At 60.8% G+C, this 13,864-nt stretch carries 14 protein-coding genes; all 14 read right to left on the bottom strand.

Going from position 1 to position 13,864, the window contains the following annotated elements:
- Positions 1–76 precede the first annotated feature (76 nt).
- Entirely contained in the window at positions 77–1,618 is a 1,542-nt protein-coding gene (gene atpA / locus PQR42_RS20010) for a F0F1 ATP synthase subunit alpha (RefSeq protein ID WP_408207060.1), read from the bottom strand.
- Positions 1,619–1,676: 58 nt separating this feature from the next.
- Positions 1,677–2,216 (bottom strand): F0F1 ATP synthase subunit delta, encoded by a 540-nt coding sequence (locus tag PQR42_RS20005; RefSeq protein ID WP_408207058.1) that lies wholly within the window; start codon positions 2,214–2,216, stop codon positions 1,677–1,679.
- A 2-nt stretch (positions 2,217–2,218) separates the two neighbouring features.
- Entirely contained in the window at positions 2,219–2,689 is a 471-nt protein-coding gene (locus PQR42_RS20000; protein ID WP_106284870.1) for a F0F1 ATP synthase subunit B, read from the bottom strand.
- 138 nt (positions 2,690–2,827) lie between these two features.
- Positions 2,828–3,097 carry a F0F1 ATP synthase subunit C gene (atpE, locus tag PQR42_RS19995; protein WP_007180033.1) on the bottom strand — a complete coding sequence of 90 codons (270 nt, stop codon included), beginning with the start codon at positions 3,095–3,097 and terminating at the stop codon, positions 2,828–2,830.
- A gap of 88 nt (positions 3,098–3,185) precedes the next feature.
- The gene (gene atpB, locus PQR42_RS19990) at positions 3,186–4,037 is read right to left on the bottom strand and encodes a F0F1 ATP synthase subunit A (RefSeq protein WP_106284871.1); all 852 of its coding nucleotides are present in this window, start codon (positions 4,035–4,037) and stop codon (positions 3,186–3,188) included.
- Between the two features lie 163 nt (positions 4,038–4,200).
- Complete coding sequence (locus PQR42_RS19985; RefSeq protein WP_408207055.1) at positions 4,201–4,746, bottom strand: ATP synthase subunit I; 546 nt, start codon at positions 4,744–4,746, stop codon at positions 4,201–4,203.
- Between the two features lie 363 nt (positions 4,747–5,109).
- Positions 5,110–5,256 carry a hypothetical protein gene (locus PQR42_RS19980; RefSeq protein WP_408383940.1) on the bottom strand — a complete coding sequence of 49 codons (147 nt, stop codon included), beginning with the start codon at positions 5,254–5,256 and terminating at the stop codon, positions 5,110–5,112.
- A gap of 319 nt (positions 5,257–5,575) precedes the next feature.
- Positions 5,576–6,463, bottom strand: a complete 888-nt coding sequence (locus PQR42_RS19975) for a ParB/RepB/Spo0J family partition protein (protein ID WP_408207053.1) — start codon at positions 6,461–6,463, stop codon at positions 5,576–5,578.
- 18 nt (positions 6,464–6,481) lie between these two features.
- Positions 6,482–7,273: a ParA family protein gene (locus tag PQR42_RS19970; protein ID WP_408207051.1), complete on the bottom strand. Its 792-nt coding sequence runs from the start codon at positions 7,271–7,273 to the stop codon at positions 6,482–6,484.
- A gap of 86 nt (positions 7,274–7,359) precedes the next feature.
- Positions 7,360–8,043 (bottom strand): 16S rRNA (guanine(527)-N(7))-methyltransferase RsmG, encoded by a 684-nt coding sequence (gene rsmG / locus PQR42_RS19965; protein ID WP_408207049.1) that lies wholly within the window; start codon positions 8,041–8,043, stop codon positions 7,360–7,362.
- Positions 8,040–9,998, bottom strand: a complete 1,959-nt coding sequence (gene mnmG, locus PQR42_RS19960; protein WP_408383938.1) for a tRNA uridine-5-carboxymethylaminomethyl(34) synthesis enzyme MnmG — start codon at positions 9,996–9,998, stop codon at positions 8,040–8,042. The genes rsmG and mnmG overlap by 4 nt, the downstream gene beginning before the upstream one ends.
- 175 nt (positions 9,999–10,173) lie before the next feature.
- Positions 10,174–10,926, bottom strand: coding sequence for an ABC transporter ATP-binding protein (locus PQR42_RS19955; protein ID WP_408207045.1), 753 nt, complete (start codon positions 10,924–10,926; stop codon positions 10,174–10,176).
- Positions 10,927–10,937: 11 nt separating this feature from the next.
- Positions 10,938–12,722, bottom strand: coding sequence for a branched-chain amino acid ABC transporter ATP-binding protein/permease (locus PQR42_RS19950; RefSeq protein WP_408207043.1), 1,785 nt, complete (start codon positions 12,720–12,722; stop codon positions 10,938–10,940).
- A 4-nt stretch (positions 12,723–12,726) separates the two neighbouring features.
- Positions 12,727–13,782: a branched-chain amino acid ABC transporter permease gene (locus PQR42_RS19945; protein ID WP_012434813.1), complete on the bottom strand. Its 1,056-nt coding sequence runs from the start codon at positions 13,780–13,782 to the stop codon at positions 12,727–12,729.
- Positions 13,783–13,864 lie beyond the last annotated feature (82 nt).

The following is a 13,864-nucleotide window of genomic DNA, read 5'->3' as shown; positions in this document are numbered from 1 at the left end:
CGAAGCAGCGCGGGTTCAGTTGCCTGCGGCCCGCGCCGCTTCAAGGTCCGTTTATGCCTTGCGGGTCACTCGCGGATCAATAAGCGCCGGACTTCTTGAAGTCTTTGAGAGCCGTGTGCAGCAGGGCTTCGTCGTCCTTCGAGAGTTCCTTGGTGTCTTCGACGCGCTTGATCAGGTCAGCGTGCTTCGTCTTCAGGTAGTCGCGCAGGCCCTTTTCGAATGGCAGCACTTGCGCAACTTCCAGATCGTCGAGGTAGCCGTTGTTCGCTGCGAACAGCGCGACAGCCAGTTCCCACACTTGCAGCGGCTGATACTGCGGCTGCTTCAGCAGTTCCGTCACGCGGCGGCCGCGCTCCAGCTGCTTGCGGGTGGCTTCGTCGAGGTCCGAGGCGAACTGCGCGAACGCTGCGAGTTCACGGTACTGTGCCAAGTCGGTACGGATACCGCCCGACAGCTTCTTCACGACCTTCGTCTGAGCCGCACCACCGACGCGCGACACCGACACGCCGGCGTTAATTGCCGGGCGGATACCTGCGTTGAAGAGGTCGGTTTCCAGGAAGATCTGGCCGTCGGTAATCGAGATCACGTTCGTCGGAACGAATGCGGTCACGTCGCCTGCTTGCGTTTCAATGACCGGCAGTGCCGTCAGCGAACCGCTCTTGCCCTTCACTTCACCGTTCGTGAACTTCTCGACGTACTCTTCCGAGACGCGAGCAGCACGTTCCAACAGACGCGAGTGCAGATAGAACACGTCGCCCGGATATGCTTCGCGGCCCGGCGGACGGCGCAGCAGCAGCGAGATCTGACGGTATGCCCAAGCTTGCTTGGTCAAGTCGTCATAAACGATCAGCGCGTCTTGACCGCGGTCGCGGAAGTATTCGCCCATCGTGCAGCCGGCGTACGGCGCCAGATATTGCATGGCAGCCGATTCCGAAGCCGAAGCGGCCACGACGATCGTGTATTCCAGCGCGCCGGTTTCTTCCAGCTTGCGCACCACGTTCATGATCGACGAAGCTTTCTGGCCGATCGCGACGTAGATACAGAAGAGATTCTTGCCCTTCTGGTTGATGATCGCGTCGACTGCGACTGCGGTCTTGCCGCACTGGCGGTCGCCAATGATCAGCTCACGCTGGCCACGGCCAACCGGCACCATCGCGTCGATCGACTTCAGACCGGTTTGGACCGGTTCCGAAACCGACTTACGCCAGATCACGCCCGGAGCAATCTTTTCGATTGCGTCGGTTTTCTTCGCGTTGATCGGGCCCTTGCCGTCGATCGGGTTGCCGAGCGCGTCGACCACGCGGCCGAGCAGTTCCGGACCCACCGGCACTTCCAGAATGCGGCCGGTCGTCTTGACGACGTCGCCTTCCGAAATGTGTTCGTACTCACCCAGAATCACGGCGCCGACCGAGTCGCGCTCGAGGTTCAGTGCGAGACCGAAGGTGTTGCCCGGGAATTCGAGCATTTCGCCCTGCATCACTTCCGACAGGCCGTGAATACGCACGATACCGTCGGTCACGGAGATCACGGTGCCCTGGTTGCGAACGTCTGCGCTCGCTTCAAGGCCCTGGATCCGGCTCTTGATCAGCTCGCTGATCTCAGAGGGATTGAGTTGCATTATTCGCTCCTGATAGTCAATTCTGTTGCGTGCCAGCCGCTTCAGCGCTTTGGGCGCTTCAGGCCGTCAGAGCCGTCTGCATGCTGGCAAGCCGCGCGCGGACCGAGGTATCGAGCACTTCGTCGCCAACCGTCACGCGCACGCCGCCGATCAACGACGAGTCGATCTCGACCGTCGGCTTCAGCTTGCGTTTGAACTTGCGTTCGAGACTTGCGACGAGGTCGTTCAACTGCGCGCCTTCGAGCGGGAATGCGCTGACGATCAGCACATCGGCCGCCCCTTCGCGGGCGTTCTTCAACTCTTCGAACTGCACAGCAATTTCCGGCAGCAATTGCAGACGATGGTTGTCCACGAGCATTTGCACCAGATTCTTCGCTTGCGCGTTGTCCTTGAGCGGCGACTTGACCGCGGTCAGCAGCAGTTCGCTGACCTGAGCGCGGCTTACTTTCGGGCTCGAGGCGATCGACAGCACTTCGGGCAGACGCGCAACCTGTGCCAGCTCCTGCACGAGCGTGGACCAGGCGGCGATGTCACCAGCTTCGGCCACGCCAAACAGCGCTTCTGCGTACGGACGGGCGATGGTTGCAAGTTCGGCCATGATCAGAGCTCGGCTTTCAGTTGATTCAGCAGGTCAGCGTGAGCTGCCTGGTCGACTTCGCGCTTCAGGATCTGTTCAGCGCCCTTCACAGCGAGTGCAGCGACTTCGCCGCGCAGCGTTTCGCGCGCTTTCACGACTTGCTGGTCCGCGTCGGCCTTCGCTTGCGCGATGATGCGAGCGGCTTCAGCCTGTGCTTGAGCCTTGATTTCGTCAGCGACTGCCACAGCGCGCTTTTCTGCGTCAGCAATACGTTGCTGACCGTCGTTGCGTGCCTGAGCGAGTTCCTGGTCGACGCGCTTGTGAGCGGCTTCGAGTTCTGCCTTGCCCTTTTCAGCAGCCGACAAACCGTCAGCGATCTTCTTCGAGCGCTCGTCGAGGGCGTTGATCAGCGGCGGCCACACGAACTTCATCGTGAACCACGCGAGGATCAGGAACACGACCATTTGCGCAAACAGGGTTGCGTTGAGATTCACGGTGTTTCCTTAAACGTTGCTAGTTCGGAAAGTGAAACGGCAAGGCGCTCATCGATTCTGTATTCGATCAGCGCCCGAGTGCCCGTTCCGCCCTGCGCCTTTACCAGTTATAGCTCAGGCGCAAACTTCCGAGGAACCTCAGCCTGCCAGCTTCGACAGCAGCGGGTTCGCGAACGCAAACAGCATTGCCACACCAACGCCAATCAGGAACGCCGCATCGATCAGACCAGCCAGCAGGAACATCTTGGTTTGCAGCGGGTTCATCAGTTCAGGCTGACGTGCACATGCTTCGATGTACTTGCCGCCCATCAGGCCGATACCGATACAGGCGCCGATTGCACCCAGGCCGATGATGATGCCGATACCGATGGCGGTCAGACCCTGGATGTTGGCGATGAAAGCTTGCATGATCACTCCTTTGTGAAAAGTCTTTTAGAACTGGTTGGAACTGGGATTTAAATAAAACAAAACTAAAACGTCGTTCAACAAGCCGCGATTAGTGGCTGTCGTGTGCCTGACCGATGTACACCAGCGTCAGCATCATGAAAATGAATGCTTGCAGCAGAACGATCAGGATGTGGAAGATCGCCCAAACCGTGCCAGCGATGACGTGGCCGATAAAGCCGAGCACTGACGCGTCCGCGCCGAAACCCCACATGCTGCCGAGCAGGGCAATCAGCAGGAACAACAGTTCGCCCGCGTACATGTTGCCGAACAGCCGCATGCCGAGCGAGACCGTCTTTGCGACGAACTCGATGATGTTCAATGCCAGGTTCGGGATCCACAGGAGCGGATGCGCACCGAACGGAGCCGACAGCAGTTCATGTACGAAGCCGCCGGCGCCCTTGATCTTGAAGTTGTAGTAAATCATCAGCGCGAACACGCCGAGTGCGATGCCGAGCGTGCCGTTCAGGTCGGCGGTCGGCACGATGCGGTGATGGGGGATGACTTCCGACAGACCCAGCCATCCGATCACGCGGCCCGGCAGGTCGACGGGGATAAAGTCGAGCGAGTTCATCAGCGCGACCCAGACGAACACGGTCAGGGCCAGCGGTGCGATGAACGTGCGCGTGCCGTGGATCATCGACTTCGATTGATCCTCAACCATTTCAACCAGCATTTCGATCGCGCATTGGAAACGGCCCGGCACGCCGGACGTTGCCTTGCGGGCAGCGAGATGCAGGATCAGGATCGTGGCCAGACCGCAAACGATCGACCAGAAAAGGGTGTCCAGATTCCAGACGTGAATGTCGAAAATCGACGTCTGGTGCGCGGTGGAAAAGTTCTGCAAGTGGTGCGCGATGTACTCGGACGGATCCAGAGCGCGCGTGCCTTCGCTAGCTGCCATATCGTTAATGCCACCCAAATTGTCGAAAATCGTCTTAGGCCGCTCCCGCAGCAATTCTGTATTGCGGGAACACGCCGGGCGCGGATCATGTCATATCCGCACACCTTGTGCCGGCGCCATGCGCCAGCCTGAATTTTTTGCTGCTACTTTTGTTGCTGCTGCCTTAGCGCCAAGCTAAGGCGATCCAGTACGTCTTGAGCGCGATGAGGTAAGTCACGAGCAGCGGAACCCAGCGTACGTCGTGATACCAGAAGGCGATGGCTACAAACATCGCGATCGTTGTCCCCATCTTGAGCGCTTCGCCGATCATCCAGCTCATCGCTGTTTCGGCGCCGCTCAGCGTTCTCAGTCGTGCCGCGAACAACGCGCTCGGCACCCAGCAGATCGCTCCTCCCAGGAACGCGGACAGCGCAGCAGCGCCCGGCGGCTTGTAGAACAGCCACCACACCAGCGTAGCACCCAGGGACAAAACCATTTGCGCTGCCACGACCTTGAAAGGCGTAACGCGCGATGGACGACTCACGTTGGAACCAAATAGCTTTTCAGCTTCGGCCCGCGTGAGCGGAACGATATTGTTATCTTGCTGCTCGACATCCCACGCTTCGTCAGGTGTCGCTTGCTGACCGGTGGACGCAACGGAAGCTTTGCGTTCAGCGCGGTGTTCGTCGTGCCCATTCTTCGGCGCTTGATTCGACGTTTTGACCGCCATCGCAGTGTTCCGAAAGTCTTGTTCCAGCCCGCGAGCTTACGCTGCGCTTACGGGGTTCCCGTGCAATTAAATCCGGGCGATTGTAAGCGATAGTTGCAGGCAATTCAAGACTTTAGGCCGTTCAATAACCAGCGTGAAAAGCCCCCTCGCCATGCGGGAACGGCTGTTTCACCGGGCGAAACACGTCAAATGTAAGGCTGTCGGGCGGTGCCAAAACATGCAGTATGAAGCGGGAGAATTTGCACTCGTTGATGGGTCGTTTAAACGCCGCAGCAGACGTCTCGAAAATGCAACAAACGTCGATTTTTGCCTTCGCGGGTGGACACGGCGGGCGCCGCCGGGTAGACGCGAAGCGGTGCGCTCTTATTCGTGAACCAGCGCCTGCGTGACGATCCACGAGAAAGGCTTTCGCGAAGTATCTCGCTCGCTAGCGCCGAATGCGTGCGCTGGCGTGGTGGCGGCCAGCTTTTCAGCGTGTACGTCGAGCACGCCCTCTTCCGTGGAATTCATCCGCGCGGGGATTGCGGACTAACCGTGTCGCGACTGCGGCATAACCGCTACGCGCGCGACAGCCGCAGTCCTCGCGGCCAGCGAGACCCGTCGGACGGTTCGAAATATGAGCAATCCTGATTATTCAGCGCCACTTTTATTTAGGAATCCATCGAACGTTGATATGGGTCACCGATCTATCGCAAAGTCCGAGCGGCGCTCTATACGTTTGTTTTGCAGACCCGCGGCCCCAAAGCACTCACGGCCAACCCAACAGCGTGCGATCGGCATTCAGGCCCATCGCACGCCTATCAGACGCCCCTCCGATTCGACTCGCCAATCAGGCGGTGGCATTCCCACGCAGCCGGACCAGGATGCCTTCCAGCGCGTCCAGATCACCGAAGTCCACCAGCACCTGCCCGCGCCCGCGTCGGCCGAGCTTGATCTTGACCGTCGCCGCCAGCAAATCCGACAACTCTTCTTCGAGCCGCCGCGTATCGCGACCACCATCGGCATTCGCACGCGCCTTCACCGCCGGCGCAGCCTTTGTGGTCGCCGTCACCAGCTTTTCGGTTTCGCGCACCGACATGCGCTTGTTGACGACCTGGTTGGCCAGCGTGATTTGCGTCGCGGCGTCGACGGCCAGCAACGCACGGGCATGCCCCATATCCAGATCGCCAGCCAGCAGCATCGTCTGTACGGGCGACGCGAGGTTGAGCAAACGCAGCAGATTCGAAACCGCGCTACGCGAGCGGCCCACCGACTCCGCCGCCTGTTCGTGCGTGAAATTGAACTCGTCGAGCAAGCGCTGGATGCCTTGCGCCTCTTCCAGCGGATTCAGATCTTCACGCTGAATATTCTCGATCAGCGCCATCGCGGCGGCGGCCTGGTCCGGCACGTTCTTCACCAGCACCGGCACTTCGTCGAGTCCCGCGAGACGCGCCGCGCGAAACCGCCGCTCGCCGGCAATGATCTCGTACTTGTCCGCCGACACGGGACGCACGAGGATCGGCTGCATCACCCCTTGCGCGCGGATGCTGGCCGCCAGTTCCTGCAATGCGCCCTCGTCCATACGCGTACGCGGCTGATACTTGCCCGCCTGCATCTTGCTGAGCGGCAGCACGTTCGGCGCCCCCTCGATCGTCACCGCCTCGGTAATGTCAGCTGTGCCACCCAGCAATGCTTCCAGGCCGCGGCCCAATCCCTTCTTTCTCGCTACTGCGTTCATCGTGCTTCCTCGATCCGCTTAGGATGCCTGGGGCGCGTCATTCAATGCGCGCACCCGCTCAATCATTTCCGCGCCGAACTGCACATACGCCTGCGCGCCGCGCGATGCCCTGTCGAACACCACGCCCGGCAAACCATAGCTGGGTGCCTCGGCAAGACGCACGTTGCGCGGGATCACCACGTCGAACACCTTGTCGCCGAAATGTTCTTTCAGCTGATCTGAAACCTGCTGTTGCAACGTGATGCGCGGATCGAACATCACGCGCAGCAGGCCGATCACTTTTAGGTCCCGGTTCAGGTTCGCGTGCACCTGTTTGATCGTGTTGACCAGATCGGACAAGCCTTCGAGCGCGAAGTACTCGCACTGCATCGGAATCACGACGCCGTGTGCGGCGCACAGGCCGTTGAGCGTCAGCAGCGACAAAGCCGGCGGGCAGTCGATTAGCACGAAGTCATATTCGTTTTCGACCGTCGCGAGTGCGACCTTCAATTGACGCTCACGGTTCTGCACGCTGACCAACTCGACCTCGGCGCCGGCGAGTTCGCGGTTCGCGGGCAGCACGTCGTAACCGACGGCTTCCGGTCGCACGCGCGCATCGGTCACCGCGACGCCGTCCACCAGCACTTCGTAGACGGTGTTCGCGCACGCAGCCTTATCGATGCCGCTGCCCATCGTGGCGTTGCCCTGCGGGTCCAGGTCGATGAGAAGGACTCGCTGTCCCTGCGCTGCCAAGCTCGCGGCCAGATTGACTGTGGTCGTCGTCTTGCCGACGCCGCCCTTCTGGTTCGCAACGCAGAAGATTTTTGCCATCGTTGGTGTGTCCCTTTTGCAGCTTGGATGAAGTAAAAATCGTGGTTGATGCTGGGCGCGGCCGTCTGGTAAGCGTGAGCCAACCGCTAGTTGTCGGCATCCACCAAAACCTTGATCAGATGCCGCTCGGCGTCGAGCGACGGCACGTTCAGCCGAATAATCTGTTCCACGTGGGCGCCCTCCGGCAAGCGTTCGATCTCGCCATCCGGGCGCACCCCTTTCATGGCCCAGATCGCACCCTGCTCCGCAACCAGATGACGGGCCAGTGTAACGAAATCTGCGAGCTCTGCGAATGCGCGCGAGACAATTACGTCGAACTTTGCCGGTACTTCGGCGCCCGGCTGCAAAGTCTCGACCCGGCCGGTTACCACCGAGAGATTCGCAAGGCCGAGTTCGGCCTTGGCCTGCGCCTGAAAGGCCGTCTTTTTATGAACAATGTCGTTCACGGTGACGGCCCATTCCGGCAAAACGATCGCCAACACGATGCCCGGCAGGCCACCGCCGGAACCAACGTCAAGTACCGAGGACGGCCCGAGCGGTGCCAAATGCGGCACGATCGAAAGCGAATCCAGAATGTGCTGAATCAGCATCTGCCGCGGATCGCGAATCGCTGTGAGGTTGTAGACGGCGTTCCACTTCGACAGCAACGCGACGTAGTCGAGCAGCTTGCCAAGCTGCGCGTCGCTCAAGTCGAGGCCGAGTTCGCGAACACCGTCCTCTAGCAACGGCGCCAACGCTTCCCTACCGCTTCCCTTCTGGCTCACCGTCATTGCGTCACCGGCGTGCTGTCGGTGCCCGGCTCGGCGGGTTTCGTCGGACGACGACCCAAGCCGCGCTTCAGATGGACCATGAGCAAGGAGATCGCCGCCGGCGTAATGCCCGAAATGCGCGACGCCTGGCCGATGGTTTCAGGGCGGAATTGCGTCAACTTCTGGCGCGCTTCGAACGACAGCCCTCGGACTTCCGCGTAGTCCAGTCCCTCGGGCAGACGCGTGCTCTCGTGCGCCTCGTTTCGTTCGATTTCGCCGGCTTGGCGGTCGATATAGCCCTGATATTTGATGCCAATCTCGATCTGTTCCTTGATCTGAGTGAGCAGCACGTCGTCTTCTGCCAAGGTCTCAGGCGCGGCACATGCACCGGCGCGCAACCCGCAAACCCCGTCGTACGAGACACCCGGGCGACGCAGCAGATCCGCCAAGCTGTACTCGTGATCAATCGGCTTGCCGAGCAACGCCGTCGCCTCGTCAGCCGGTAACGTCTTAGGATTGACCCAAGTCGTGCGAAGGCGCTCTGTTTCACGTGAAACAGCGTCGCGCTTGCGGCTGAAAACGTCCCAACGGACGTCGTCAACAACGCCCAACTCACGGCCGATCTCGGTGAGACGCATATCGGCATTGTCTTCACGCAGGCTCAGGCGGTATTCGGCACGGCTCGTGAACATGCGATACGGCTCGGACACGCCGCGCGTCACCAGATCATCGACCAGCACACCGAGGTAAGCCTGATCGCGGCGCGGGGACCATGCTTCCTTGCCTTGCACATACAGACCCGCGTTGATTCCCGCCAGCAGGCCTTGCGCCGCCGCTTCTTCATAGCCGGTCGTGCCGTTGATCTGACCCGCGAAGAACAGCCCATTGATCACCTTAGTTTCCAGCGACGCCTTCAACCCGCGTGGGTCGAAGTAGTCATACTCGATCGCATAGCCCGGTCGCAGGATGTGCGCGTGCTCCAGGCCGCGCATCGAACGCACGAGTTCCAGTTGCACATCGAACGGCAGACTCGTGGAAATTCCGTTGGGGTAGAACTCGTTGGTCGTCAGCCCTTCCGGTTCGAGAAAGATTTGATGCGATTCCTTCGACGCGAATCGGTGAATCTTGTCCTCGATCGACGGGCAATAGCGCGGCCCCACTCCTTCGATCACGCCGGTGTACATCGGCGAACGGTCGAGACCGCCGCGGATGATATCGTGCGTGCGCTCGTTCGTATGCGTTACCCAGCACGGCACTTGCCGCGGATGCTGCTCGACGCGACCGAGAAACGAGAACACCGGTACCGGATCCAGATCGCCCGGCTGCTCTTCGAGCTGCGAGAAATCGATCGTGCGACCGTCGATACGGGGCGGCGTCCCGGTCTTCAGGCGACCCTGCGGCAGCTTCAATTCCTTGAGGCGCGCTGACAGCGACACCGCCGCCGGATCGCCGGCACGGCCGCCCGTGTAATTGTTCAAGCCCACGTGAATCTTGCCGTCGAGGAACGTCCCCGCCGTCAGAACCACCGCGCGCGCGCGGAAACGAATCCCAACTTGCGTGACGGCGCCGACGACGCGGTCGCCTTCCACGATCAAATCGTCGACTGCTTGCTGGAACAGCCACAGGTTCGGCTGATTCTCCAGCCGATGCCGGATAGCCTGTTTGTACAGCAGGCGGTCAGCCTGAGCACGCGTCGCACGAACGGCCGGACCCTTCGACGAATTCAGAATGCGGAACTGGATACCGCCCTCGTCCGTGGCGGCCGCCATCGCACCACCGAGCGCGTCGACTTCCTTGACTAGATGGCCCTTGCCAATGCCGCCAATCGACGGATTGCAGCTCATCTGGCCGAGGGTTTCGATGTTGTGGGTCAGCAGGAGCGTCGTATTACCCATGCGCGCCGAAGCCAAAGCGGCTTCGGTGCCGGCATGACCGCCGCCAACGACGATTACGTCAAATTCTGTGGGAAAGAGCATCGCGGATCTCACGCCAGATCGTCGCGTGAGCCTTTCAAAGGAAAATGTATGGGCGAATTATAACGGGTTCGGTTTAGGCCCGAATTTCGTCCGAATGGCCAACCCATAAAAAAGCGGTGTGTTTCACGTGAAACACACCGCTTTGAACAACGGTAAGCAGCAACCAACCCAAGCGCTAAGCCACTTTCTTGGCTAGCCCAAGGTACGTTTCGATCACGCGCGGATTCTGCGCCAAGTCTGCCGCCGGTCCTTCCAGCGCCAGTTCACCGGTTTCCAACACATAGCCGTAATCGGAGATTTGCAACGCGGCGCGCGCATTCTGCTCGATCAGCAACGTGGCGACGCCGGTCTGCCGCAGCGCGCTAATGATGTGAAAAATCTCTTTCACGATCAATGGCGCAAGACCGAGACTCGGCTCGTCCAGCATTAACAGATCCGGCTTGCCCATCAGCGCCCTACCCACTGCGAGCATCTGCCGCTCGCCACCAGATAAGGTACCGGCAGCCTGCTTGCGTCGTTCCTTCAGCCGCGGAAACAGCGTAAAGACCGGCTCGAGTTGATCAAGGAAGTTACGCTCGCCTGCGCGCTTGCGCCGATAAGCGCCGAGGACGAGGTTGTCTTCCACCGTCATCGAGGCGAACAGCTCGCGCTTTTCCGGCACCAGGCACATTCCGCGCGCGACGCGCTTTTCGACCGGCACCGCGCTGACATCTTCACCTTGATACAGAACAACACCCTTCGCGTGGCCCGTGGTCGGCAACGCGCCCATGATCGCGTTCAGCAGCGTCGACTTGCCCGCGCCGTTAGGGCCGATCACCGAGACGATCTGTCCGGGCCGCACCTTGATCGCCGCGCCGTGCAGCGCCTCGACCTTGCCATAGCGGACCGACAAACCGTCCACGTCGAGAATCGGACCAGCAGCATTCATCGTGTTCTCCATCACTCCACCCCACCGAGATACGCTTCCAGCACAGCCGGGTCTTGTTGTACCTCTTGCGGCAAACCTTCCGCGATCCTGGTTCCGAACTCCATAACCACCAGCCGGTCGGTGAGATTCATCACGAAATCCATATCGTGCTCCACCAGCAACACGCTCATGCCTTCCGCCTTGAGGCGGCGCAGCAAATCGGCCAATTGCAGCTTTTCCTGATAGCGCAGACCGGCGGCCGGTTCATCCAGCAACAGCAGCGTCGGGTCACAACACAACGCGCGAGCGATTTCGAGAATCCGCTGCTGACCCAACGCGAGGCTGCCAGCTTCGTCGTACATGTGCTGTTCGAGGCCGACCCGGCGAATCTGACGTGCCGCCTCGGCCATCAACCGAGCTTCTTCGGCGCTGTTCAGGCGCACGACGCTGCGCCACACACCGGCCTGCCCGCGCAGATGTGCGCCGATCGCGACGTTCTCGAGCACCGTCATCCCCGGCAGCAGTTTGACGTGCTGGAACGTGCGGCCGATTCCGCGTTTGACGATTTCACGTGAACTCAGCGAATCGATGCGCTCGCCGCGGAACGTGATCTCACCGCTGGTCGCTTGGAGCACGCCCGTCACCAGATTGAAGGTGGTCGATTTACCAGCGCCGTTCGGGCCGATCAGACCGATGATCTGCCCTGCTTTCACCTCGAAGCTGACATCGTTCACCGCAACCAGACCGCCGAATTGCTTGCGCGCCTTGTTCACCGTCAGTAGGTCTTCACCGGCCGCTGGTTTGCTGCGCTGCGGCAATGGTTCGGCGTGATCGGCCAAATGGGCGCGCGGACCCTTCGGGAAAAAGCGCGCGACGAATGGCCATACGCCTTGGCGGGCGTACTGCAGCAACAGCACCATCAGGATGCCGAATACGATCACTTCGAAGTTGCCATTCTCGCCGAGCAGCTTGGGCAGCAGCGTCTGCAGATAATCTTGCAGCACGGTCAGAATCGCAGCGCCGAGGACCGCGCCCCAGACGTGAGAAACGCCGCCAACCACGGCCATGAACAGAAACTCGATGCCGTGGTTCAGACCGAACGGCGTCGGGTTCACGGCGCGCTGCAGATGCGCGTAAAGGAACCCCGAGACCGACGCCAGCACCGCCGCGTACACGAAGATCACCACGCGCATCCAGCCAGTGTTCACGCCCATCGCTTCGGCCATCATCCCGCCCCCGCGCAGCGCGCGGATCGCCCGACCCGGGCGGCTATTAAGCAGGTTCTGAACTGAAATCACCGCGCCGAGCACGACCAACCAGATCAGGTAATAGATATGGCGACCGGATTCCAGGTTGATGCCGAACACATTCAGCACCGGAATCCCGTTGATGCCGTCGTACTTGCCGAGCATTTCGAGATTGCCGAACAGATAGAACAGCGCGAGTCCCCATGCAATCGTGCCGAGCGGCAGAAAGTGGCCGGACAGGCGCATCGTCACCAGCCCGAGCATCAGCGCGATCAACGCCGTCACCACCACGCCAGCAATCAGCGCGAGCCACGGCGAGACGCCGAACCGTGTCGTCAGATACGCGGTCGCATAGGCGCCGATACCGACAAACGCAGCTTGGCCGAAGCTCGTCATCCCGCCGATACCGGTCAGCAGTACGAGGCCGATCGCCACGATCGAATACAGGCCGATGTAGTTGAGCAACGTCACCCAGTACTCAGGCACGTGAATCGGTTGCGGCAACACCGGCAGCGCGAACAGCACCACGAGGAACAACCAGAAGAACTTGTTTTGCATGATCCGTTTCATCGCGTCACTCCTCTTCCTCTTCGGCGTGCGGGCTGGCAAGACTCCGCCAGAGCAACACGGGGATGATCAGCGTGAACACGATCACTTCCTTATAGGCGCTCGCCCAGAACGACGAATACGACTCCAGCAGGCCGACCAGGATCGAGCCCGCGGCCGCCAGCGGATAGCTGACGAGGCCGCCGATAATCGCCCCCACGAAGCCCTTCAAACCGATCAGGAACCCCGAGTCGTAGTAGATGGTGGTCAAGGGCGCGACGAGGATGCCGCACAGCGCGCCGAGGCCCGCCGCCAGCGTGAATGCGAGGCGCCCCGCTTGCGTCGTGCCGATGCCGACGAGCCGTGCGCCGAGCCGGTTCACCGACGTCGCGCGCAAGGCCTTGCCCGAGATCGAGCGGTCGAAGTACAGATACAGCGCGCCGATCAACACCACCGCCGTGCCAACGACCCACAAGCTTTGCCCGGAAATTGTCAGCGTGCCGATGTTGAAGGTCGCATCGGAAAACGCCGTGGTGCGCGAACCTTCCGCACCGAACATCACGAGACCCAGACCCACCATCGCGAAGTGCACCGCCACCGCCACGATCAACAGGAGCAGCGTGGTCGCCTCCGCGATCGGCTCATACGCGAGCCGATACACATACGGTCCCATCGGAATCACGATCAGCAGCGTCAACGCGATCTGCGCGATCATCGGCAGCGTATGCATGAAAACGCCTTGCGTGAGCGCGTAGACCGCGATCGGAAACAGCAGGTATTTGCCGACCAGCATGACCAGCGTGCGAGCCGCATGCCGGCGCCGTTCGGGATGCCGCACCAGCCCCGCTATCTCGACGACGAAGCATGCCGCGCCCATCGCCATCAACAACCAGCAGGTGGCCGGAAATTTCTGTGTCTGTAGCGCGGCGAGCGTCAACGCGCCGTACGAAACAAACTCCCCCTGCGGGATGAAGATCACCCGCGTCACGGAGAACACCAACACCAGCGCGAGCGCGAGCAGCGCGTAGATCGCGCCGGTGGTGATGCCGTCCTGCGCGAGGATCGCCGCAATTGATAGATCCATACTTCCTCGTCCTGAAGCGTCGAAATCGAAACTGGGAAACAGTCGTGGCGGCAGAACTCGCGGCCGTCCACCGACCCGCAAT

Origin of the sequence: Paraburkholderia sediminicola (assembly GCF_046027355.1) — a bacterium.
In the GTDB taxonomy this organism is placed as follows: domain Bacteria; phylum Pseudomonadota; class Gammaproteobacteria; order Burkholderiales; family Burkholderiaceae; genus Paraburkholderia; species Paraburkholderia sediminicola_B.
Note: the sequence above shows the minus strand (reverse complement) of the source record. Positions and strands in the feature narration are given on the sequence as shown.

Coding starts and splice junctions, on each gene's coding strand:
- atpE (WP_007180033.1), bottom strand. CDS start 3,097: ATGCAAGCTTTCATCGCCAACATCCAGGGTCTGACCGCCATCGGTATC.
- PQR42_RS19975 (WP_408207053.1), bottom strand. CDS start 6,463: ATGAACGCAGTAGCGAGAAAGAAGGGATTGGGCCGCGGCCTGGAAGCA.
- PQR42_RS19985 (WP_408207055.1), bottom strand. CDS start 4,746: ATGGCGGTCAAAACGTCGAATCAAGCGCCGAAGAATGGGCACGACGAA.
- PQR42_RS19950 (WP_408207043.1), bottom strand. CDS start 12,722: ATGAAACGGATCATGCAAAACAAGTTCTTCTGGTTGTTCCTCGTGGTG.
- atpB (WP_106284871.1), bottom strand. CDS start 4,037: ATGGCAGCTAGCGAAGGCACGCGCGCTCTGGATCCGTCCGAGTACATC.
- PQR42_RS20005 (WP_408207058.1), bottom strand. CDS start 2,216: ATGGCCGAACTTGCAACCATCGCCCGTCCGTACGCAGAAGCGCTGTTT.
- PQR42_RS19970 (WP_408207051.1), bottom strand. CDS start 7,273: ATGGCAAAAATCTTCTGCGTTGCGAACCAGAAGGGCGGCGTCGGCAAG.
- rsmG (WP_408207049.1), bottom strand. CDS start 8,043: ATGACGGTGAGCCAGAAGGGAAGCGGTAGGGAAGCGTTGGCGCCGTTG.
- mnmG (WP_408383938.1), bottom strand. CDS start 9,998: ATGCTCTTTCCCACAGAATTTGACGTAATCGTCGTTGGCGGCGGTCAT.
- PQR42_RS19980 (WP_408383940.1), bottom strand. CDS start 5,256: ATGAATTCCACGGAAGAGGGCGTGCTCGACGTACACGCTGAAAAGCTG.
- atpA (WP_408207060.1), bottom strand. CDS start 1,618: ATGCAACTCAATCCCTCTGAGATCAGCGAGCTGATCAAGAGCCGGATC.
- PQR42_RS19945 (WP_012434813.1), bottom strand. CDS start 13,782: ATGGATCTATCAATTGCGGCGATCCTCGCGCAGGACGGCATCACCACC.
- PQR42_RS19955 (WP_408207045.1), bottom strand. CDS start 10,926: ATGAATGCTGCTGGTCCGATTCTCGACGTGGACGGTTTGTCGGTCCGC.